Origin of the sequence: Sphingomonas sp. Leaf32 (genome assembly GCF_001421765.1) — a bacterium.
Taxonomy (GTDB): domain Bacteria; phylum Pseudomonadota; class Alphaproteobacteria; order Sphingomonadales; family Sphingomonadaceae; genus Sphingomonas.
On the sequence record NZ_LMLA01000001.1, the window covers coordinates 1039655 to 1060912 of the forward strand.

The 21258-nt window shown below is 66.4% G+C and carries 16 protein-coding genes and 4 tRNA genes; 13 read left to right on the forward strand and 7 right to left on the reverse strand.

The annotated features are described in order from the left end of the window. Window positions 1-4 precede the first annotated feature (4 nt). The 4 genes from ASE83_RS04925 to ASE83_RS04940 all read left to right on the forward strand — a co-directional run bounded on the left by ASE83_RS04925 (window position 5) and on the right by ASE83_RS04940 (window position 5210). The gene (locus tag ASE83_RS04925) at window positions 5-277 is read left to right on the forward strand and encodes an HU family DNA-binding protein (protein ID WP_055756411.1); all 273 of its coding nucleotides are present in this window, start codon (window positions 5-7) and stop codon (window positions 275-277) included. A gap of 51 nt (window positions 278-328) precedes the next feature. After that, window positions 329-403: transfer RNA gene (locus ASE83_RS04930), tRNA-Val, on the forward strand. A 264-nt stretch (window positions 404-667) separates the two neighbouring features. Further along, a complete protein-coding gene (locus tag ASE83_RS04935; protein ID WP_055784304.1) occupies window positions 668-2299 on the forward strand; it encodes a hypothetical protein in 1632 nt (543 codons plus the stop codon). 103 nt (window positions 2300-2402) lie between these two features. Next, the gene (locus ASE83_RS04940) at window positions 2403-5210 is read left to right on the forward strand and encodes a TonB-dependent receptor domain-containing protein (protein WP_055784306.1); all 2808 of its coding nucleotides are present in this window, start codon (window positions 2403-2405) and stop codon (window positions 5208-5210) included. 54 nt (window positions 5211-5264) lie between these two features. On the opposite strand, the gene ASE83_RS04945 is transcribed toward ASE83_RS04940, so the two are convergent. Then, on the reverse strand, window positions 5265-5861 hold the full coding sequence (locus ASE83_RS04945) for a prolyl hydroxylase family protein (RefSeq protein WP_162236586.1): 597 nt from the start codon (window positions 5859-5861) through the stop codon (window positions 5265-5267). A gap of 156 nt (window positions 5862-6017) precedes the next feature. Here ASE83_RS04945 and ASE83_RS04950 point away from each other — a divergent pair. Together ASE83_RS04950 and ASE83_RS04955 are read left to right on the forward strand one after the other, a co-directional pair. Continuing rightward, window positions 6018-6094: transfer RNA gene (locus tag ASE83_RS04950), tRNA-His, on the forward strand. A gap of 26 nt (window positions 6095-6120) precedes the next feature. Then, on the forward strand, window positions 6121-7170 hold the full coding sequence (locus ASE83_RS04955) for a Glu/Leu/Phe/Val family dehydrogenase (protein WP_055784310.1): 1050 nt from the start codon (window positions 6121-6123) through the stop codon (window positions 7168-7170). 23 nt (window positions 7171-7193) lie between these two features. Here ASE83_RS04955 and ASE83_RS04960 read toward each other — a convergent pair whose 3' ends face one another. Then, window positions 7194-8078 (reverse strand): diacylglycerol/lipid kinase family protein, encoded by an 885-nt coding sequence (locus ASE83_RS04960; RefSeq protein ID WP_055784312.1) that lies wholly within the window; start codon window positions 8076-8078, stop codon window positions 7194-7196. Window positions 8079-8161: 83 nt separating this feature from the next. Here ASE83_RS04960 and hemB point away from each other — a divergent pair, with 83 nt between their 5' ends. The 3 genes from hemB to ASE83_RS04975 are packed head-to-tail and all read left to right on the forward strand — an operon-like array spanning window position 8162 to window position 11867. Then, the gene (gene hemB / locus ASE83_RS04965) at window positions 8162-9148 is read left to right on the forward strand and encodes a porphobilinogen synthase (protein WP_055784314.1); all 987 of its coding nucleotides are present in this window, start codon (window positions 8162-8164) and stop codon (window positions 9146-9148) included. After that, on the forward strand, window positions 9145-9675 hold the full coding sequence (locus tag ASE83_RS04970; protein WP_055784316.1) for a GNAT family N-acetyltransferase: 531 nt from the start codon (window positions 9145-9147) through the stop codon (window positions 9673-9675). The genes hemB and ASE83_RS04970 overlap by 4 nt, the downstream gene beginning before the upstream one ends. Beyond that, a complete protein-coding gene (locus tag ASE83_RS04975) occupies window positions 9672-11867 on the forward strand; it encodes a spermidine synthase (RefSeq protein ID WP_235512986.1) in 2196 nt (731 codons plus the stop codon). Before ASE83_RS04970 ends, ASE83_RS04975 begins: the two co-directional genes overlap by 4 nt. A 3-nt stretch (window positions 11868-11870) precedes the next feature. On the opposite strand, the gene ASE83_RS04980 is transcribed toward ASE83_RS04975, so the two are convergent. After that, window positions 11871-12365 (reverse strand): hypothetical protein, encoded by a 495-nt coding sequence (locus ASE83_RS04980; RefSeq protein ID WP_055784320.1) that lies wholly within the window; start codon window positions 12363-12365, stop codon window positions 11871-11873. A gap of 83 nt (window positions 12366-12448) precedes the next feature. Here ASE83_RS04980 and ASE83_RS04985 point away from each other — a divergent pair. Then, window positions 12449-12525: transfer RNA gene (locus tag ASE83_RS04985), tRNA-Arg, on the forward strand. A gap of 135 nt (window positions 12526-12660) precedes the next feature. Beyond that, window positions 12661-12737, forward strand: a tRNA-Arg gene (locus tag ASE83_RS04990). Here ASE83_RS04990 and ASE83_RS04995 read toward each other — a convergent pair. The 3 genes from ASE83_RS04995 to ASE83_RS05005 are packed head-to-tail and all read right to left on the reverse strand — an operon-like array spanning window position 12693 to window position 17411. Continuing rightward, entirely contained in the window at window positions 12693-14438 is a 1746-nt protein-coding gene (locus tag ASE83_RS04995) for a glycoside hydrolase family 43 protein (RefSeq protein ID WP_082443091.1), read from the reverse strand. The two genes, ASE83_RS04990 and ASE83_RS04995, sit on opposite strands and share 45 nt — an antisense overlap. 32 nt (window positions 14439-14470) lie before the next feature. Further along, a complete protein-coding gene (locus ASE83_RS05000) occupies window positions 14471-15817 on the reverse strand; it encodes a glycoside hydrolase family 27 protein (protein WP_055784321.1) in 1347 nt (448 codons plus the stop codon). 1 nt (window position 15818) lies between these two features. Continuing rightward, the gene (locus ASE83_RS05005; protein WP_055784323.1) at window positions 15819-17411 is read right to left on the reverse strand and encodes a glycoside hydrolase family 43 protein; all 1593 of its coding nucleotides are present in this window, start codon (window positions 17409-17411) and stop codon (window positions 15819-15821) included. A gap of 329 nt (window positions 17412-17740) precedes the next feature. Here ASE83_RS05005 and ASE83_RS05010 point away from each other — a divergent pair, with 329 nt between their 5' ends. Both ASE83_RS05010 and ASE83_RS05015 read left to right on the forward strand, forming a co-directional pair. After that, complete coding sequence (locus ASE83_RS05010; RefSeq protein ID WP_235513024.1) at window positions 17741-18475, forward strand: FadR/GntR family transcriptional regulator; 735 nt, start codon at window positions 17741-17743, stop codon at window positions 18473-18475. Between the two features lie 88 nt (window positions 18476-18563). Continuing rightward, window positions 18564-20522 (forward strand): sialate O-acetylesterase, encoded by a 1959-nt coding sequence (locus ASE83_RS05015; protein WP_055784325.1) that lies wholly within the window; start codon window positions 18564-18566, stop codon window positions 20520-20522. Between the two features lie 39 nt (window positions 20523-20561). Here ASE83_RS05015 and ASE83_RS05020 read toward each other — a convergent pair whose 3' ends face one another. Continuing rightward, entirely contained in the window at window positions 20562-21188 is a 627-nt protein-coding gene (locus tag ASE83_RS05020) for a hypothetical protein (protein ID WP_055784327.1), read from the reverse strand. Window positions 21189-21258 lie beyond the last annotated feature (70 nt).

A 21258-nucleotide genomic window follows, 5' to 3' on the forward strand; every position in this document is an offset into this window, starting at 1 on the left:
CGGGATGAACAAGCAGGAGCTGATCGGGCAGGTCGCCGACCATTCGGGGCTCACCCGCGGCGATGCGATGAAGGCGGTCGAGGCGGTATTCGACGTCATCTCGGCGGCGCTTAAGAAGGGTGACGAAGTCCGCCTGGTCGGGTTCGGCACCTTCTCGGTGTCGAAGCGCAAGGCATCGACCGGCCGCAACCCGCGCACCGGCGAACCGATGACGATCAAGGCGTCGTCGCAGCCGAAGTTCAAGGCCGGCAAGGGCCTGAAGGATTCGGTGAATTAACCTCTGGACAGGATCGCCGGACCCATCTAGGGAGCCGGCCTCCGGGTTTCCGGGCGCGTAGCTCAGCGGTAGAGCACACCCTTCACACGGGTGGGGTCACAGGTTCAATCCCTGTCGCGCCCACCAGATCAACGGCCGTCCGGCACCTCGACCTCTGACCAGAGGCGCGGTGCCGGGCGGCCGTTTTTGATTCCGGCGCTTGGCGTTTCATTTTGACGGGTGTCACAAATACGAAACCATAACGTCTCCGAAACTTCACCGAAATCGCACGTTCCCGTCATCCAGCGCGCCTAACGGAGCGGCTGTGGATCGGCCGAAGGGGGGAACCCCGGACGATCGCCGGGCCATCGCGCCCGCATAACGACAACAAGGTTCGGGAGTTCTTCGGTGATGGCCAGCAGCAAGCGCATCGGCTTTATTCTCATGGCGTCGACGGCCTGTGCCGCCCTTGCCGGTTGCAGCGGTGCCGATGGCGTTGCTTCGCCGGGTGCCGGCACGATCAACGTGACGGTCCCTGCGCCGGCCCCCACGCCGACCCCGACCCCCTCGGCGACGCCGAGCGCGATCACAGCGGCGCAGTTCGCGACCTCGACCACGGTCAACGGCATTTCCATCACGGCCGACGAGCAGCTGGCCATCGTGAATGCAGGTACCAACAACAATGTGAGCGGCGTCGGGTCGACGATGAACGGCGTGTATCCGGTCGGCAGCGCGTCGCTGGCCACCGCGACCGATCCGTCGACGATCAACAGCTTCTTCACCAGCACCAACTATGTCGGCGCGCTCAACGGCCCGACCGACACCGCGTTCCAAGGCTGGACCTGCAACTCGACCTCGGCCGAATTCGGCGGCTCGGGCGCGCGTTGCACCGCGGTCCCGTCGATCGGTACCTATGCCGCTGCGACCTCGGTCTGCCCGACCGGTACGACCGATGCCGGCACCAACAGTTCGAGCAGCCCGACGCTGCGTTATTGCCGCCTGCCGCAGAATATCACTACCGACCTGACGCTGCCGAAGATCGCGGGCGTTGTGTACCGCCTGACTGGCCAGACTGAAGTTGGCACCGACCTTGGCACCACCGGCGGCACCGGCCCGACGCTGACCATCGCTGCGGGTGTCGTCATCGCAGCCGATTCGACCGAAGCGACCAACGACCTGCTGATCGTGAACCGCGGTTCGAAGATTTCGGCGATCGGCACCCGTGATGCGCCGATCGTGTTCACCTCGCAGCAGAATACCGTGAACAATGGCGTGTCGGATGCGAGCCAGGGTCAGTGGGGCGGCATCATCCTGCTCGGTCGCGCGCCGACCGCCGTCTGCGCCACCGGCACCGGCCCGAACACGGCGGGCGGCACTTCGACCACCTGCCAGCAGGCGATCGAAGGCGTCACCGGCCGCTTCTACGGCGGCCCGAACGCGGCCGACAGCTCGGGCCAGATGTCCTATGTCCAGATCCGTTATTCGGGCATCGCGATCAGCGACGGCAACGAACTGCAGGGCCTGACGCTGGGCGGCACCGGCAGCGGCACCGTTCTGGATCACATTCAGAGCCACAACTCGGCCGATGACGGCATCGAGATCTTCGGTGGCACCACCAACCTGAAGTACGTCGCCATCACCGGTGCCGACGACGACGGCTTCGACATCGACAATGGCTATCGCGGTTTCATGCAGTTCATGATTGCGGCGCAGCGTACGATCGGCGCGACCGCCGACTCCTTCTCGACCGAGATCGACTCGAACAACGCCGAAGACCTGCTGCCGCGCACCTTCAGCACCTATGCCAACTTCACCTTCATCCAGACCGCGCTGGCACCGTCGACCATCCGCCAGCGTGGCGGTTCGGACATGCGCTACGTCAACGGCGTGGTGAAGTCGGTGTCGGGCGTCACCTGCCTCAACCTGATCGCCGGTGAAACCAGCGCGTCGGACCGCTCGACCATCCGCGCGGCGGACAGCAGCAAGCAGGATGCCGGCCCGCCGGTGTTCAGCTCGGTCTACTTCGCCTGCAACGGCCGCTGATCCGACCCGTCGCAACCCAAGCGATGACACGCCGATGCCGGGGCGGGCCGATACGCCCGTCCCGGCATTCGCTCTTTACGATTTAACAGGTGGACCCCCGGTCATGCAGCACCGCCGCGCCTATGCAACGCTCCTTCTTCTGACATCGCAACTGGTCGCGCCGGCCGTGCTGGCCCAGACCGCACCCGCGCCGACGGCGGCAACCCCGCCCGTCGTGCAGACCGGGACCCAGCCCGATACGGCGACAACGCCGCAGGCCGGCACGACGACCGACGCGCCGGCCGAGGTCTCCTCGCCCGGTTTCGACGAATCGGCGGGCGAGGAAATCGTCGTCGTCGGACGCAACATCCCGAACGTCGTGCGTGCCACGCCGCAGATCGTGTCGGTCCTGTCGGAAGCGGACATCGCCCGCACCGGCGACGGCGACATCGCCGGTGCACTGACGCGCGTGACCGGCCTGTCGGTCGTCGGCGGCGGCTTCGTCTATGTGCGCGGCCTTGGCGACCGCTATTCGTCGTCGCTGCTCAACGGATCGCCGCTGCCCAGCCCCGAACCGCTGCGCCGCTCGGTCCCGCTCGACATCTTCCCGACCTCGATCGTCGGATCGGCGCTGGTGCAGAAGACCTATTCGGTCAACTTCCCCGGTGAATTCGGCGGCGGCATCATCAACCTGACGTCGAAGGCGATCCCGAAGAAGAACTTCCTGTCGATCGGCGGATCGATCGCCGCCGACACGGCGACGACCAGCGAGCTGGGCTATGTCTATGCCGGCGGCAAGACCGATTGGCTCGGCTATGACGATGGTACGCGCGGCGTCCCCGACTTCATCCGCAACGCCGACAAGGGATCGGGCATCATTCCGGCGGCGCAGGTCGCGCAGCTGAGCAATGCCCGCACCACGCTGTTGCAGGTCAACAACCAGCTGCCGGCCAACCTGTCCGGCGAAATCTCGGGCGGTTCGGTGTTCGATATCGGCAGCGACCGGCTGGGCGTCATCGCCTCGCTCGGCCTGTCGAACACGTTCCGGACCCGCGACGCGACCCAGCAGGATACCGTCAGCGAGGACGGCACGGTCCGCAACGATTTCCGGACCATCCTGACCGACAACCGCATTGTCGCGAACGCGCTGGTCGGACTGGGGTATGAGTTCGCCGATAACACCGTCCGCTGGACCAACGTCTATGTCCACGACACGCTGAAGCAGGGTCGTCTGGCCGCGTCGGACAAGTACAACAATTTTAGCGGCCTGCGCGTCCAGCAGAACACCAATTGGTTCGAACGCCAGCTGGTCGAAACGCAGCTGGTCGGCGAATTCAAGCTGACCGACGCGCTGAAGTTCGATGCACGCGGCGCCTTCGCGAATTCGAAGCGCAACGCACCCTATGAACGGCAGTTCGACTACCTCTGCTCGAACCGCACGACCAACGGCTATCCGATCACCACTATCGGCGCGCCGGTGTCGACCCGCTTCAACTGCGACGGTGCCTATCAGGTCACCCAGCGCTTCTCGCCCTTTTCGAGCGTCGTGTTCAGCGAACTGAACGAGGACCTCTACACCGGGCAGGCCGATCTGTCGTACAAGCTGCCGACCGATCGTCCGATTACCCTGTCGACCGGCTATTTCTATTCGAACACCGATCGTACCTCGCGCCGGCTGCAGTTCAACTACCAGACGAACGACGGGGCGGGCACCGCGCCAGGCTTCCCCAACAACCTGCTGCGGCCCGATTATCTGCTGGGACCGGATTCGCTGTTCAACGCCTGTCCGCTCCGCGGGCAGAATCTGTGCACGATCGAAATGCAGTTCAGCAACCAGAATGGCGACTATGCCTATGATGCGTCGCTGGAAATCCATGCCGGCTATGCCCAGGCCGAGGCGGAGGTATCGGACGGTCTGCGCGCGGTCGCCGGTGTCCGGTTCGAAACCGCCAAGGAACAGGTGACGCCGATCCGTAGCAACGCTACGGTGCTCGACAACAGCTACTGGCTGCCCGCCGGCACGCTGACGTGGAACTTCGCCTCCGACATGCAGCTGCGGCTGAGCGGTGCGAAGACCATTTCGCGCCCGCAGTTCCGCGAACTGGCCCCGCAGCAGTTCCGCGATCCCGACTCGGATCGCCTGTTCTTCGGTAACCCGAACCTGCGTGACAGCGAGCTGTGGAACCTCGAGGCGCGCTACGAATGGTTCTTCGGTCGCGATCAGCGGGTGACGGCCGCCGGCTTCTACAAGCGGATCGATCGCCCGATCGAACAGGCCGGCTTCTACCCCAGCCCCGACGCGACGCTGCAGACCGGTTTCACCTATCTGCCCAAGGCGACGCTGTGGGGTGCCGAGGTCGAGGCGCAGAAGTACGTCCCGCTCGAAGGACTGGGTAACTTCTTCGCGACCCGTCGCCTGCTGCTGCTCGCCAACTATACCTACACCCAGTCGGCGATCACGGCGGACAATAGCTGCGTGCCGAACCCGGCGGCGGCACTCGGTTCGCAGGGGATCGGCGGGTGCGGTAACGGCTTTGGCCGGGCGAACCAGCTGTTCCGTGACGGCGCACCGCTGACCGGCCAGTCGGACCATCTGGTCAACGTGCAGGTCGGTCTGGAGGATACGGCGAACCTGTCGCAGGTCACGTTGCTGTTCAACTATGCCAGCGACCGCGTGACCAACCGCGGTCCGTCGAACCTGTCGGGGCAGGGGTTCCAGCCCGATATCGTCGAGCGTCCGGGCATTCGTCTCGACCTCGTCGCGCGGCAGGGCTTCGAAGTGGCCGGTGCGAACCTGGAGGTGAAGGCCGAGGCACGCAACCTGACCGGCACGCGTTTCTCCGAAGGTCAGGATTTCGGCCGTAACACGGTCTATATCAACCGCTACGACCTGGGCCGGATGTTCTCGCTGGGCGTCACCGCCCAGTTCTGATCCGGACCTGATGAAAGGACGGGCCGTCGGCAGCGATGTCGGCGGCCCGTTCGCTTATCCCCACGGCCGTTCGCGAAACCATTTGGTCAGCACATATTTGGTGCCGTCGCGGACCTTCATGCCATGGTGCAGCGTGGCAGGGTTCGGGGTGCCGTCGGCGCGCAGGTTGTTCCAGGCGAGCAGCTTGCCGGTTTCGGGTTTCACGATCTTGTCGATCGCCTTGAACCGGGTCGCACCGCCCGCGCCCGGCTCGTTCAGGTACAGCATCACCGTCCAGGTCCGGTTGCCGGCCACCGAACAATATTTCGCGAAGTCGCCGCCGTGGGGATCGAAATAGTCGGTATGCGCCTTGAACTCCTGCCCGACGGCATAGCGCTGCCCCTGCAATGGCTCGCCATGCGTGGGATCGAGGCCGCAGAAATCGAAGATCAGCGTCTCTGCCGCTGCCACTACCGGATCGCTCGAATCGAGGTCGCAGGTTTCGCTGGTGCGGAAGGTGGGATCGCCGTTGGCATCGGCGATGGTCGACGGGCGTCGCTTCGCGTCGATCCGCTCGATCAAGGCGGTACAGAGGTCGGCGGGGATCAGCGCGCGGCGGATGAACAGCGACAGCTTCGCGCTCGGCACGCGCTGGACGCCGGGCTGAACCATGATATGTTCGACGACGGGTTCCGACGGATGACCGGATCCAAGCGTCGCGCGGGCGGGGGCAGTTGGCGTTTGCATGGCGATTTTCCTGCCAGAACGATTATCGTTACGCCACTGCTTGACCGATGCGCGGTGCACCGCTAAGCGCGCCACTCCACGGCGACCGTAGTTCAATTGGTTAGAGCGCCGGCTTGTGATGCCGGAAGTTGCGGGTTCAAGTCCCGTCGGTCGCCCCATCCCTTACAGCGCTGGAGCCGCCGCCGTGCAGACCGATTGGGGTTATCCCGACTTCGACGATCACGAGGGCATCCACCTCTTTTCCGATCATCAGACCGGCCTGCGCTGCGTCATCGCGATGCATTCGACCACGCTCGGCCCGGCGGCCGGTGGTGTTCGTTTCTGGCGCTATGCGACCAGCGACGCGGCGGTGACCGACGCGCTGCGCCTGTCGCGCGGCATGAGTTTCAAGAACGCGATGGCAGGGCTGCCGATGGGCGGCGGCAAGGGCGTCGTGCTGGCTCCCGAGGGTGGCGCCAAGGCGCCGGAACTGCTGGCGGCCTTTGGTCGCGCGGTCGAATCGCTTGGTGGCCGCTATGTTACCGCCGAAGATGTCGGCATGTCCGAAGCCGACATGATTACCATTTCCGGTTCGACCCGATATGTGTCGGGCCTGCCGGTCGCGGCGGGCAATGCCGGCGGCGATCCGGGGCCGTTCACCGCGATGGGCGTGTATCTGGGCGTCCGCGCGGCGGCGAAGCGGGCGCTGGGCAGCGACGACATGCGCGGCGTGCGCGTCGCGGTGCAGGGCGTCGGTTCGGTCGGCGGCGGCCTTGCCCGCCTGCTGGCGAAGGACGGCGCGGTCCTGACGCTGGCCGATGTCAACGAAGCCCGCGCCGAAGCGCTGGCGAGCGAACTGGGCGCGACGACCGCCGATCCGGTATCGGTGCTGACGCTGGAGGCCGACATCGTCAGCCCCAATGCGCTGGGCGCGGTGCTGGACGAAGCGACGATCGCGGCGCTGAAGTGCAAGGCCGTTGCCGGTGGTGCCAACAACCAGCTGGCGACGGCGGCGGACGGTGCGCGGCTGCAGCATCGCGGCATCCTCTATGCCCCCGATTACGTCATCAACGCCGGTGGCATCATCAACGTGGCGCTCGAATATCTGGGCCAGGGCGATCGTGCCGAGGTCGAGGCGCGGATTGCCCGCATCCCTGACCGGCTGGTGCAGGTATGGGATGAGAGCGATGTCAGCGGCAAGCCGCATTCCGACGTCGCCGACGCCATCGCCCGCCGCCTGATCGGTCGCGGGTAACCGTTCCTACGGGGTCGTAAGGGTCACTGCTCGACCGGGGCCATCACTTCGATGATCCCGGCGGCGATCTTCGCCATGACCGGCGTCTTCGCCAGCACCTCGCCATCGATCGAGATCGGCAGCGGCGGGTTGGTCTCGATCCGCAGCGCCTGTCCGTGGAATGTCACGGTATCGACGCGGCGCGATTCCAAGCGAAAGAACCCCGCCGCCCAGTTGCGGACCAGGCTGCGCTTGCCCTTGCCGGCAACGACCTGAACGATGATCTCGCCGCTATCGAGCCGCGCTTCCTCGACAAGTTCGGTGCCGCCGTGGAAGCGGCCGTTCGAGATGCGGACCTCGGTCGCCATCATCCGCTTCGCGGTGCTGCCCTGTCCGACGATCAGCTCGAACGGGTGGAACTTCGCGAACTGGATGGATGCCCAAGCGAGATAGCCGACCCGTCCGAACAGCTTCTTGATGCCATGCGGCACGGTCTTGGCGATCTGTGGCGACAGGCCGATCGCGGCGCAATTCGCGAAATAATCGCCGTCGATCATGCCGAGGTCGATGCGACGCGGCTGTCCGGTCTTCAACACCTCGATCGCACCGGGAATGTCGAGCGGAATGCCGAGCGTCCGGCAGAAGCTGTTGGCGGTACCGAACGGCAGCACGCCGAGGATGACGTCGTGCCCGAGCAGATAGTCGACCAGGCTGCTGATCGTCCCGTCACCACCCCCCAGGATCACCAGATCGGGCCGTTGTTCCAGCGCGCGCTTCAGCGTCGGGACCAGTTGGTCGGGGTCCTCGACGGCATGGGCGTCGACCGTGAACGAGGCGCCCTTCAATGCGCTGCACGCCTGCGCGAACTGGTCCTGCCCGCTGCGCGACCGAGCGTTGACGATCATGGCGGCGGTGCGGATGCGGTTCATGGCATCGGTAACGCCCCGTAACGAAAATCGACGCAAGCGACTTTCGGTTGATCGTCCGAACCGCATGGCCCACAAGTCGCGCCATGTCCGCTGCTTATCCCGCGCTGCGTCTGCGCCGTACCCGCGCCACCGCCTGGAGCCGCCGGCTCCACGCCGAAACCATCCTGACCCCTGCCGACCTGATCTGGCCGCTGTTCGTGACCGAGGGGGAGGGAGAGCCGGTCAAGGCGTTGCCGGGCGTATCGCGCTGGAATCTGGCTGGCATCGTCGATCGCGCGCGCGAGGCACGCGACCTGGGCATTCCGGTGGTCGCGCTGTTCCCCAATACGCCGCGGGAATTGCGGAGCGAGGGCGGCGAAGAGGCGTTCAATCCCGACAATCTGATGTGCCGCGCAATCCGCGCGATCAAGAATGCGGTGCCCGAGATCGGCGTGCTGACCGACGTCGCGCTCGACCCCTATACCGCGCATGGGCATGACGGCATCGTCGACGCGGCGGGCTATGTGCTGAACGACGTTACGTCGGAGGCGCTGGTGCGGCAGGCATTGGTGCAGGCGGAAGCGGGCAGCGACATCGTCGCCCCTTCGGACATGATGGACGGCCGGGTCGCGGCGATCCGCGACGCACTGGAAACCGGCGGCCATCCCAACGTGCAGATCATGGCCTACGCCGCCAAATACGCCAGCGCCTTCTACGGTCCGTTCCGCGATGCGGTCGGCACGCACGGGCTGCTGAAAGGCGACAAGAAGACCTATCAGATGGACCCGGCCAATAGCGAGGAAGCACTGCGCGAGGTCGCGCTCGACATCGCCGAGGGTGCGGACAGTGTGATGGTCAAGCCGGGGATGCCGTATCTCGACATCATCACCCGGGTGAAGGCGGCGTTCGAGGTTCCGGTCTTCGCCTATCAGGTGTCGGGCGAATATGCGCTGATCGAGGCGGGCGTGGCGGCGGGCGTGGCCGATCGCGATGCGATGGTGCTGGAAACGCTGCTGGCGTTCAAGCGGGCGGGATGTTCGGGCGTGCTGACCTATCACGCCGCCCATGCGGCCCGGCTGCTCGGCGCATGATCGATACGCAGCGGCTGATCCTGCGCCGGTGGGAGGATCGCGACCGCGAAACCTTCTACGCGCATTGTGCCGATCCTCAGGTGATGCGCTATTTTCCGGCGCTGATGACGCCCGCCGAAGTCGACGCGGCGATCGCGCGGCAGGACGGATATATGGCGACGCATGGCTATTGCTTCTGGGTCGCCGAGGAACGCGCGAGCGGCCGGATGCTGGGATTTTGCGGATTGAAGCCCGGTGCCGAGGGTACGCCGCTGGAGGGCGGGGTCGAGATCGGCTGGCGCTTCGGCCAAGCGCATTGGGGGCAAGGGTTCGCCCGCGAGGCGGCAGAGGCCTCGCTGGCATGGGGCTTTGCGAACCTGCCGGTCGAGCAGATCGGCGCGATCACCGTCCTTGCCAATACCCGCAGCTGGGGGTTGATGGAGCGGATCGGCATGATCCGATCGGCCGGGGAGGATTTCGATCATCCCGCCGTTCCCGACGATAGCCCGCTCAAGCGCCACATCACCTATTGGGCAACGCGTTCGTGACGGCGTCCGATCGGACTGCCGGCTGGCCGATCCGCTGGATCTTCGTGACGACGATCCTCGCCGGATCGTTCCTGCTGTTCCTCGTGCAGCCGATGGTCGCTCGCATGGCATTGCCGCAACTGGGCGGCGCGCCGGCGGTGTGGAACTCGGCGATGCTGGTGTATCAGGCGTTGTTGCTGGGCGGCTATGCCTATGCCCATCTGCTGGGCAAGCTGATGCCGAAGGCGCAGGCGGCGGTGCATATCCTGTTGCTGCTGTGCGCGGCGGTGTGGTTGCCGATCGGGGTCAATTCGACGCCGACCCCCGTTGGGACCGAGCCGGCGCTGTGGACCCCTTGGCTGCTCGCCGCATCGATCGGGCCGCTGTTCTTTGCGGTGTCGGCGCAGGCGCCGCTGCTCCAGCGCTGGTTCGCGTTCATCTGTCCGGGGCGCGATCCCTATGCGCTCTATGCGGCGTCGAACGTCGGCAGCTTTGCCGGGCTGCTCGCCTATCCGCTGCTCGTCGAACCATTGCTGCCGCTGCGCGCGCAGAGCTGGGGCTGGAGCATCGGCTACGCGCTGCTGTTCGTGCTGGTCATCGGCTGTGGCTGGCTGCTGCCGCATCGTCGCGAACAGTCGGTTCCGCTGGAGAAGGGCGGCGCGCCGGGTACGCGCCGGGTGCTGCACTGGATCGTACTGGCGCTGGTGCCGTCGGGGCTGATGCTCGCGACGTCGACCTTCCTGACGACCGACATCGTCGCCGTTCCGCTGCTGTGGGTGCTGCCGCTCGGGCTGTATCTGCTGAGCTTCACCGTGGCATTCGCGGCGCGACGTGGGGTCGCCGATGCGATCACCCGCTATGCGCCGATCACCATCCTCGTCTTTGGCGGGATGATGATCGGCGGCAATCACGACTTCCCGTTGCTGAGCGCGCTGGCGGCGTTGATGCTGCTGTTCGCGGTGTCGGTCACGCTGCACGCGCGCATGTATGCGCTGCGTCCGGCGCCGGGGCGGCTGACCGGCTTCTATCTGGCCATGTCGGTCGGCGGCGCGCTGGGCGGTGCGTTCGCGGGGTTGATCGCGCCGGTGCTGTTCGACTGGACGTATGAATATCCGCTGCTGATCCTTGCCGCCGGGCTGCTCGCGCCATTGCCCTTCCTGCTCCCCGCGACGCAGCGGCTATGGACGGCGGGCGGCGTGAAGCTGCGGCTGGCGACGATCCTGGCGATCGGTGCGCTGGTCGCTGTCGGGATGCTCAATCCGGGCGGGATACTCGGCGCGAAGCCCGACGCCGTCGCATTCTTCGGTATCGTCGCGGTCGGCCTGATCGCGATCGGTGCCCGTGCGCCGTTCGTGTTCGCGCTGGCCGCAGCGCTGTTCCTGTTCGGCGGCTATCGCGCGATCAGCCTGTCGCTGGAACCGGGTGCCCGCACGCGCAGCTATTTCGGCGTATACACGATCATGCGGGGGCAGGGGGTCAACGAACTGCAGCACGGCACGACGCTGCACGGCATCCAGCTAACCGGCATGCCCGAGCGGGAGCGGACGCCGACGACCTATTATGTCCCGCACTCGGGCGTGGGAGAGGCGTTGCGCGCCGCGCCGTCGCTCTACGGCCCGTCGGCACGGATCGGGATCGTCGGGCTGGGGACGGGGACGCTCGCCTGCTACGCCCGGCCGGGGCAGCATTGGCGCTTCTATGAAATCGATCCGGTCGTGGTGCGGATCGCACGCGATTCGGGTGCCTTCACCTTCCTGCGCCGCTGTGCCCCCGATGCGCAGATCGCGGTCGGCGATGCGCGGCTGACGCTGTCGAACGAGCCTGCCGGCAGTCTCGACCTGCTCGCGCTCGACGCCTTTTCGTCGGATGCGGTACCGATGCACCTGATGACGCGCGAGGCGTTCGACACCTATGGCCGGGTGCTGGGACGACGCGGGCTGCTGCTGGTGCATGTGTCGAACCGGTATCTCGACCTGGGACCGGTCGTGGCGCGGACGGCGGGGGGATGGATGGCGGCGCAGCTCCCCTATCAACCTAGGACGAACGATCCGGCGGAAACCGGGTCGCTGTGGATCGCGCTGACCCGCGATCCTGAAGTGCTGGGCGAATTGCTGGCATCGGGCGGACACTGGGAGCCGCTGCCGGTCACCGACACTGCGCCGTGGACCGACGATTATGCGTCGATCCTGCCGGTGCTGCGCGCGCTGCAATAAGGGCTATTTCAGCCGGGCGCCCAAGGTCGCGATCGTCGCGCGCTGCGCACTCGCGGCGGCGTTCGCCGTTGCTAGCGCGGCGTCGAGCGCCGGATAGGGCGGTGCGCCCGCCGCCGCACGATCGACCGCAAGCCGTTCGAGTTCCGCCAGTGGCACATCGATCGCCGTCCGCGCGACGTCGAGTTCGGCGAGCGCCACCTGCGCGCCCAGCCAGCGCTCGCTCCCTTCGCCGCTGCCTGCCGCCGCGCCGACCGTCTTTCCGGCGCGCGCAGCCGCGGTGTCGAATCCAGCCTTGGCTCCCGCTGCGTCGCGGGACAGCGTCGCGATCCTGGCGTCGAGCGCCGCATCGGCCGGAGCCACCGGCACCGGGCGCACCGGTTCGGCCAGGCTGATCTTTTCGATCGGCCGCGGCAGCAGCGACGGATAATCCCCTGCCGGCGCGGCACAGGCCGACAACAGGGCGGCGGGCAGGACGAACGGGATCGCGGAGCGGGTCATGACCCACCGATACCCATGCAAAAAAATTGATACAACGGGGTTGCCAGCAGGAAGGGTGGACTGTAGCAGGCGACCTCCACCGGGCACCCGTAGCTCAGCTGGATAGAGCATCAGACTACGAATCTGAGGGTCGGGCGTTCGAATCGCTCCGGGTGCGCCATGGAAAGCCCCGCCAGGTCAATCGATCTGGCGGGGTTTTCTTTGTCGGAATGATTGGGCGGTCGGACCAGCAAAATTTGCTGCCGTAACGACTTGCCAGATCGGAAGAGCCTCTTTAACAGGCGGCCTCCACCGGGCACCCGTAGCTCAGCTGGATAGAGCATCAGACTACGAATCTGAGGGTCGGACGTTCGAATCGTTCCGGGTGCGCCATGGAAAACCCCGCCAGGTCGATCGACCCGGCGGGGTTTTCTTTGCCTGGCGCTCCGCCGCCTGGCGTTGATAGGCGTAGGGGCCGACGATGGTGCCGGTGAATCCACCCGCCATCCGCGTGCTGAGGAAGCGGATGTCGACATCCTTGGCCAGCGTCCTGCGACTGCCGCCGATGGCGTAGTCCAACGCCATCGTGCCCCGGTCGGCCCGTAGCGTCAGCGTGACGGGGGCATTGCCATCGATCGGCGCGCTGGCGATCAACTGCTCTGCGCCTTTCGCGCGGGTATAAAGCGCGACCACCGGCTTGCCCGCGATGCGCGTGACGCCGAAGAACAGATAGCTCTCGTCGCTCTGCATCGCGACCAGCCCGGCGCGGTCGCCATCCTGACGCGGAGTGAAGCGGACCGTCGTTCCCGTGGTCGCTATTTGATGCTGCTGCCGCCGCCCGACAAAACCCGGCACGCCGGTCTGGTGGCCGATCGCGGCACCGCCATCGATCAGCAGTTCGCCCTTCGCCAACCGATAGACCGGTGCTTGCGGTGTGCGAACGCCGATCCACTGCATCGCCAGCCTGGTGCCGTCAAACTCGTCGATATAGCCGAAGTCGCCGCTGGTCGGCAGTTTCGCGGCCGCTTGCCGGGGCAGCCTGAGCCGGTTTGCGACGAACGGCACACGCTGTCCGGCGGGCAGGATCGTCGGCCAGCCGTCCTTCCAGGTGACCGGCAGCAGGAACGTCTCCCGCCCGATATTGTAATAGTCGTCGCAATAGGGGCGGACCGCCAGGAACGTCGCCCACCAGTCGCCATCCTGGGTCTGCACCAGTTCGGCATGACCCGCCGCCGATACCGGATTGGTCCGGTCGTTCGGCAGGTCGCGCTGCGTCAGGATCGGGTTGCCGCCCCACGGCACGAACGGACCACGCAATGTCTTCGACCGGAACACCACCTGCGAATGGTTGACGCTGGTGCCCCCTTCGGCGGCGGTCAGATAATACCAGCCGTCCTTGCGGAAGATATGCGGCCCTTCGATCCACACCGGCTCCCTGGAAAGGTCGACGCCGCCGTTGATGAGCTGGGTCGATTCGCCGACCATCTTGCCGGCGCGCCAGTCATATTCCTGCACCCAGATCGCGCGGTGGCCGTCATAGCGCGGCGGTTCGTCCGGCGCGCGGTTGTTGACGATATAGGCCCGGTTGCCCTCCCAATAGATCGACGGGTCGATCCCCTCGAACGGCAACCAGATCGGGTTCGACCAGGGGCCTTTGGGGTCCTTCGCGGTGATGACGAAATTGCCGCGACACTGGACGCAGGTATTGACGATGTAGAAGGTGCCGTCATGAAAGCTGATGTCGGGGGCGAATACCGCCTCCGATACGCGCCGGCCGCTGAAATCCAGCTGCTCGGGCCGGTCGATCGCGTTTGCGATCTGCGTCCAGTTCACCAGATCGCGCGAATGAAAGATCGGCAGCCCCGGATAATGGGCGAAGGACGACAAAGCGAGGTAATAGTCCTGACCGACCCGGACGACCGACGGATCGGGATAATAGCCCGACAGGATCGGGTTGCGATACTGGTCGGGACCCGGCGTCGCCCGTTCGACGCTGCGGCCGTCATAGTTGAAGCGGCTGAACCGCGCAGGCTCGGCCGATGCCGCCCCCATGCTGGCAATCAGGAGCAGGCCGGTCATCAGGGCCCGCAGCATCGGCAAGTCTTTCGATTGAATCGCAAACAAGGTCAGGCGCTGGTCCCGTCCAGCCGGAACAGCGCGGCACCGTGCGACGGCACATCGGCCTCGATCCGGCTGGCCGCGGTCCCCACGTCGCGGCGCGCCCACAGGTCGCGTACCCGAACCCGACCATGCAGGTTCAGCCAGCGCAGATCGACGCCGGGGCGCGACGGCTTGTCACCCGGATTGAACAGCGCGAGATAGGTCGACCCGGTCGGGCTGCGCGCGGTCCATGCCCGCATCCCGTCCTGCACATGCAGGGGCCGGTTGGCCGAGCTGGCCTGGTTCACCGCGATCACCTCCGGATTGGTCAGCAGATCGAGCGTGGCCGTATCGAGGTGACGCAGGTCGCCACCCATGATGAGCGGCGACCGCGCGATCGACCAGAGCGTCATCAGCGTCCGCTGTTCGGCGGGCGTGAACTTCGTATCGCGCTGGCCCAGCGCCAGTCGGCCGAGCGGCAGCATATCGGCGTCGGGCCACCCGCCCGGACCGGCGAAACGCTGCCAGTTTTCCAGCCGGACGAACTGCGCGTCGAGCAGTGGCCATTCGTCCCAGAAATCGTCGCTGATCCGCCACATCTGCGCGTGCGCCCGGACATGGTCGGCGCTGGAAAGCGGGGTTTCGCCGGGCGACAGGCTCAGCAGGATCGGACGGCCCGACCGGGCGATCGCCTTGCTCGCCGCCTCGATCTCCGGCGCATGGGCGTCATAGGGGCGGCTCATATCGTCCATCTTGACCAGATCGACGCCCCAGTCGGCATATTGCGCGAACACGCTGTCGTAATAGGCCTGCGCGGCGGGGTGGCGCATGTCCACGCCGTACATGTCGCTGTTCCACGAACAGATGCTTGCGCGATCCGCGATGTCCTGCGCGCGATACCGGGTACCCAGGATCGGCAGGTTGCGGCGTACCGCTTCGCGGGGAATGCCGCGCATCAGGTGGATGCCGAATTGCAGTCCCATTGCGTGGACCCGGTCGGCGATGGCGCGAAAGCCCTTGCCATCGGCGGCGGAGGGAAAGCGCTTCGGATCGGGTTGCAGCCGGCCATACTCGTCCAGCACGGGCACCGCGTCGCTGCGATAGGCATAGCCGGTCGCGCCGGGTTCATACCACTGAATGTCGATGGTGAAGATCGAATAGCCCGCCGGCAACAACCGGTCGCGCATGATCGTCGCCGTCTCCAGCGCCTGTGCCTCGGTAATGGTGGTCGCAAAGCTGTTCCAGCTGTTCCAGCCCATCGGCGGCGTCGGCGCGAGGGCACGCTTTCTGGCAGCGGCGGCGGTCGGGCCGGTGACGGCCGGGGCGATCGCGGCACTGGCGATCAGGGTGCGTCGGCTAATCTCTAATGTCACGTCATTTGCTCCGTACGGTGTGCGGCGGCGTTGTCGATCGAGGCGCGCGCAGCGTGAAGCTGTCGACGTCGAGATGGCCTTTGCCGGGCGTCGGATTGTAGCAGGACAGCGCCATCTGCTGCCCTTGAAACGTGCCGGTCCGCCACGCGAAGGCGAGGGGAAAGTCGCCGCCCGCCGCCTGCCAGCGCACGCCGTCCCGGCTGTACGACAATCGGCCGCGATCGGTGGTGAAGTCGAGGTCGAGGCCGATCCACAGGGTGTTTCCGGTAAAGGGCGCCGCCTTCATCCGGGTGTCGACTGCCGGCCCCTTTTCGGTGCTCTCGATGACATCCATCGCCAGGCTGGCCGCACCCCTGTTGTCGCGCGTGACGGCGAGCGTCGCGCTATACTGGCCGAACGTGCAGAAGCCGCAGCGGTCGCCGGACGCGATGTGGCGGATGTCGAGCTTCACTTCCGCCCGGCTGCGCGGCCCCTGCGCCTTTTGCGTCAGCGTGTTGCGCGCGTGCCAAAGCCCATCGGCCTGCGTCGGGTGCAGCCGGAGGAAGCCTGGCCGTGCGCTCAGCGACCAGCGGCTGTCGTCCGGATTATGATTCCATTGCCATTGCCGGCCCAGTTGCCGCGCGGAAAAATCGTCGGACGTCGCCGGTTCGGCCAGCGGAAAGCCCGTGACCGGCTTCGTCGCCCGCGCGGGCACGCGTCCCGGCATGTCGGGCGTGCCCCAGACCGGCCAGTCGTCCTGCCAGAAGATCGGGCTGAGGTTCGTCGTCCGGCCGATCGCCCCGGCATCGAGCATGACGAACCCGACCCATGTGCCGTCGGCGGTATCGACCAGCGCGCCCTGATGCCCGCCGCTGCGGTCGTCGATCTGGGGGCGGGTCTCCCATGGCCCGTACAGGCTGCGCGCCCGCGAGACCGTCAGGCCAAGTCGCCGGGGAATCGCGTTGAACAGGTAATGATAGTCGCCCCGTCGGACGATCTTCGACCCTTCCGCACCGGCGACATAATGTACCTTGCGGTCGTCGACGACCCTTCGCAATCCGGCATCGAGCTTCAGCAGGCGGATGGTGCCGTCGGACCCGATCGATGTCGCGATATAGGCGCTGCCGTCGGGTTCGATGAACAGGCCCGGATCGAACGCGGACCGGTCCAGCTCGTTCATTTGCCAAGGGCCACGCGGATCGCGCGACCGATAGATGCGCGTATTCCGGCCGACCGGAGTCACGGCGACATAGAAGATGCCGTCATGGAAGCGCAGGCTGGCGGCGAACAGTCCCCGGCGATAAGCGTCCTTGCCGTCCGCCAGCCGATACTCGGGCCGATCGTCGAGATGTGGCACGACATGGCTGAAAATGCGCCAGTTCACCAGGTCCTTCGAATGCAGCAGGGTCAGTCCCGGGGCGTTGGCGAAGGTCGTGGTGACGAAATAATCGCTGCCGACGCAGATGATGTCGGGGTCGGGATAATCGGCGAACAGCACTGGATTGCGATAGGTGCCGTCCCCCTGGTCCGACTGCCAAATCTGTGCCGATCCCGCGCTGCCGGTCAGCAGCGCGATCGCCAGCATGGCCGCACCTGTCGTCGTCGATGCCCGCATCGTCCCTCCCGAACGCGGTATCTGACGTCCGCTATTAGTCTGGGTATTGAGTGGGCAATTGCCGGTCAACGTCTTTTGTGGGCCCATACGGCTGGTCGACCGTAGGACCGGGTGCTGCCTTCGCAGTATCGGCTGGTGTGTCCACGACGGTTTGACGGCGGCCTTTCCCGTGCCTAGCGTATTCATCATCCCGTTCGTGCGAATAACGGGCGTATATTAGTTATACAAATCGACCGCGAACCGTCGCGCCGCCGATTTGTATCGATGCCGAGGACGAAGGAAACCGCGTGGATACGGATGATGCACTGGGCGATGGTGCCTCAGCGGATGTGGCCGGCGCGCTGGGCGAGCAGGCGGGCACCTCGCGCAAGGGGTCAGGCCGCCGCCTGCGCGGGGCGGTGGCGCATTTTCTGGGTACGGCGATCGTGTCCGGACGGATCGCGCCCGGCGAACTGCTGACGGGCGAAGTCGCCAATGCCGAAGCGCTGGACGTATCGCGCAGCGCGTATCGCGAAGCGGTGCAGGTGCTGACCGCAAAGGGACTGGTCGAAAGCCGTCCGAAGATCGGCACCCGTGTCCTGCCGCGTCGGCGCTGGAACTTCCTCGACCCGATGGTTCTCGCCTGGGCGTTCGAGGGGGAGCCGAATATCGCGTTCGTGCGCGGCCTGTTCGAATTGCGGTCGGTGGTCGAACCGGCGGTCGCGCGGCTGGCGGCCGAACGACGCGACAAGGAAGACATCAAGGCGTTGAAGACGGCGCTGGCGGGGATGCGTCGGCATACGCTGGCGACCGAAGCGGGGCGGTCGGCGGATCGCGACTTCCACGATGCGCTGATCTACGCCACGCATAACGAAACCTTCGTCGCGCTCAGCGCCAGCATCGGCGCGGCGGTCAACTGGACCACCCAGTTCAAGCAGCGGCAACGCGCCCTGCCGCGGGACCCGGTGCCCGACCATGCCCGCGTGTTCGATGCGGTTGTGGCGGGCGACGCGCGCGGTGCCGAGGACGCGATGAACGCCCTGGTGTCGCTGGCGCTGGAGGATACCCGCTCGGCAATGGGTTGATCGCCTGATCCCCGTTCGGACGTACCATGGCTGGCGCTGCTGCGCGGCCTTTGCCATGGTATCGCTCACAACGAATCGGGGAGAGGGTATGCGTTCGTTCACGGGATGGGCGGCTGGTCTGACGGCTGCGCTGCTGGCGGGAAGCGCGCCGGCCTTGGCGCAGGCGACCGCGCCCAGTTTTGCCAATATCTTTGCGGATCATGCCGTGTTGCAGCGCGACCGGCCGATCACGGTCTGGGGCACCGCCGCACCGGGCGAGAAGGTAACGGTGAAGCTTGGCGAGCGCAGCGTAACGGCGGTCGCGGGGCGCGACGGCAAATGGCGGGCGATCCTGCCAACGATGGCGGCGGGCGGTCCCTACACGCTGTCGGTCGGCGGAGCGTCGGGTGCGCCTGCGCAGCAGGTATCCGACGTGCTGGTCGGCGATGTGTTCCTGTGCGGCGGGCAGTCGAACATGGAGTTCCGGGTCCGCAGCGCGACCGGGCTGGAGGTCGTACCGTCGTCGAACGACGCGCAGCTTCGTTTCGTCACCATCCCCGATACCAGCGTCCCTGCTCCGGCGGCCGATCTGCCGGCACGGGTCCAGTGGAAGGCGGTATCGCCCGAAACGGTCGGCGATGCCTCGGCGGTCTGCTATTTCATGGCGCGTTCGCTGCGGTCGACCGAGCAGGTGCCGATGGGGTTCATCGCGTCCGAATGGGGCGGGACCCGGATCGAAAGCTGGATCAGCGCGCCGTCGCTCGGCAAGCTGCCGGGCTTTGCCGACCGGCTGGCCACCGTTGCGACCTTTGGCTCCAACCCGTCCGCCGCCATCGCTGGCGAAGGTGCCCGGCGGGAGAAGGCATGGGAAGCGTTCGATCCGGCGGCTAGCAAGGAGCGCGCCTTTCGCGAGGCGGCGTTCGACGATCGCACCTGGGCGACGCTGCCGTCCGACGACGGGCAGTTGCCCGCCGCCGATCGCACCGGGCTGGACGGGGTGGTGTGGCTGCGCACCACCGTCGACTTGACGGCGGAACAGGCGACTGCCGCCAGGCGCATCCAGCTTGGCCCGATCGGCAAGTTCGACGAAACCTACATCAACGGCCGCTATGTCGGCGGTGGCAGCGTCGACTGGGTGTGGCGCAACTATGACTTGCTCGCCGGGACGCTGCGCGCCGGGCGTAACGTCATCGCCATTCGCGCGGTCGGTGCAAAGGGCCAGATGGCCTTCACCAACACGGCCAACCGCATGATCGCTCTGAGCGACGGCGGCACCGTCGCGCTCAACGGCCCATGGCGCTATCGGATCGGCAGCCCGATCAGGAATGCGCAGATCGCGCCTGCGCCGTGGGAGGTGCCGAACAGCTTGGTGACGCTCTATAACGGCATGATCGCACCGCTGTCGGGCTACGGCCTGAAACTGGCGGCATGGTATCAGGGGGAATCGAACACCGGAGAACCGGGCGCCTATCGCGGGCTGCTGTCGAACCTGATGGCGGACTGGCGGCGGACCTTCGCCCAGCCCGATCTGCCATTCTTCGTCGTACAGTTGACCGCGTATGGCAAGCCGCAGACCGTGCCGACCGATTCGGGCTGGGCCGCGCTGCGGCAGGCGGAGGCAGACGCGGTCGCCGCCGATGCGAACGCCGGCCTGGCCGTCACAATCGATGTCGGCGACCGGTTCGACATTCATCCGGCACAGAAAAAGATCGTCGGCGAACGCCTCGCCCGGCTGGCGCGCGTCGTCGCCTATCGCCAGCCGGGACTGCGCAGCGGTCCGGAGGTGGCAGAAGCGGTGCGGCAGGGGAGCGACATCGTCGTCCGCTTCCGCAACGTGACGGGCGGGCTGCAACGCTATGGCGGCGCAGCGGCGATCGGGTTCGAACGCTGCGCCGGCACGACGTGCAGCTTCGTCGACGGGATGGTGCAGGGGGACACGATCGTCCTGCCCGGCGCCAACCGGCCGGAGGTGACGACGGTCCGCTACGCTTGGGCGGACGCGCCGTTCGTGAACCTGTTCGACGGTGCCGATCTGCCCGCCGCGCCGTTCACCTTGCCGGTTCGCTGATACGCGGGCGGCGGGGTTTGCGCCCCGCCGCCTGTTCGGTCACCGCACCGTAAAGGTCGTGGTGGCGATATGGTGCAGCTTTTCGACCGGACCGCCGGCCACGCGCAAACGCCCGGTTTCGACCTGCGCCGCGCTCAACAGATACCGCCCCTTGCTCTCGGCCGGAACGGTGATCGTACCGTCCGCTGCAGCCGTCAGTTCGATGCTGCGACGCTCGGGCGTGACCAGCGTCACCTTCGCGCCCCCGACCGGCTTGCCATTGTACCGCAACGCAAAGCGGTCGGCATCGGCGGTCAGCGGCGTGATCTCATACGCCATGCGCGATCCCGTCTCGCTGCGCCCGGCGCGGGCATAATAGACGACGCCTTCCTTCGCGCCGGCCTCACCCCATGGCTTGAACACCGAATCGTCGGTCACGCGGACGTCGCCGGGTGCCACCTGCGCTTCGATATAGCCCGATCGACGAACCTGGCGGACCGCAGCCTGTCCGACGATATTCGGCGCCGTCAGGTTTTTGAACTCCGGATCGCCACCGACCGGCATCGGTTCCGCCGGTTCGCCCAGATAGATGCGGGCCGGACCGTTGCCGTCGCGTTCCACCCACACTTCATGCGCATTCGCGGTCACCGGTACTGCAACCGCGATCATCATGGCCAAGCGTCGCATCGAAACTCTCCTGCTGGATGGCGCATTCCGCCATCTGTCTCCATCCCGCATAGTAATAATGAGAGTAGGT

Excerpts from the sequence above, each read along its gene's own strand:
- ASE83_RS04925 (WP_055756411.1), top strand. The coding sequence starts at position 5 with ATGAACAAGCAGGAGCTGATCGGGCAGGTCGCCGACCATTCGGGGCTC.
- ASE83_RS04935 (WP_055784304.1), top strand. The coding sequence starts at position 668 with ATGGCCAGCAGCAAGCGCATCGGCTTTATTCTCATGGCGTCGACGGCC.
- ASE83_RS04940 (WP_055784306.1), top strand. The coding sequence starts at position 2,403 with ATGCAGCACCGCCGCGCCTATGCAACGCTCCTTCTTCTGACATCGCAA.
- ASE83_RS04945 (WP_162236586.1), bottom strand. The coding sequence starts at position 5,861 with ATGGTTCAGCCCGGCGTCCAGCGCGTGCCGAGCGCGAAGCTGTCGCTG.
- ASE83_RS04960 (WP_055784312.1), bottom strand. The coding sequence starts at position 8,078 with ATGAACCGCATCCGCACCGCCGCCATGATCGTCAACGCTCGGTCGCGC.
- hemB (WP_055784314.1), top strand. The coding sequence starts at position 8,162 with ATGTCCGCTGCTTATCCCGCGCTGCGTCTGCGCCGTACCCGCGCCACC.
- ASE83_RS04970 (WP_055784316.1), top strand. The coding sequence starts at position 9,145 with ATGATCGATACGCAGCGGCTGATCCTGCGCCGGTGGGAGGATCGCGAC.
- ASE83_RS04980 (WP_055784320.1), bottom strand. The coding sequence starts at position 12,365 with ATGACCCGCTCCGCGATCCCGTTCGTCCTGCCCGCCGCCCTGTTGTCG.
- ASE83_RS04995 (WP_082443091.1), bottom strand. The coding sequence starts at position 14,438 with ATGCTGCGGGCCCTGATGACCGGCCTGCTCCTGATTGCCAGCATGGGG.
- ASE83_RS05005 (WP_055784323.1), bottom strand. The coding sequence starts at position 17,411 with ATGCGGGCATCGACGACGACAGGTGCGGCCATGCTGGCGATCGCGCTG.
- ASE83_RS05015 (WP_055784325.1), top strand. The coding sequence starts at position 18,564 with ATGCGTTCGTTCACGGGATGGGCGGCTGGTCTGACGGCTGCGCTGCTG.
- ASE83_RS05020 (WP_055784327.1), bottom strand. The coding sequence starts at position 21,188 with ATGCGACGCTTGGCCATGATGATCGCGGTTGCAGTACCGGTGACCGCG.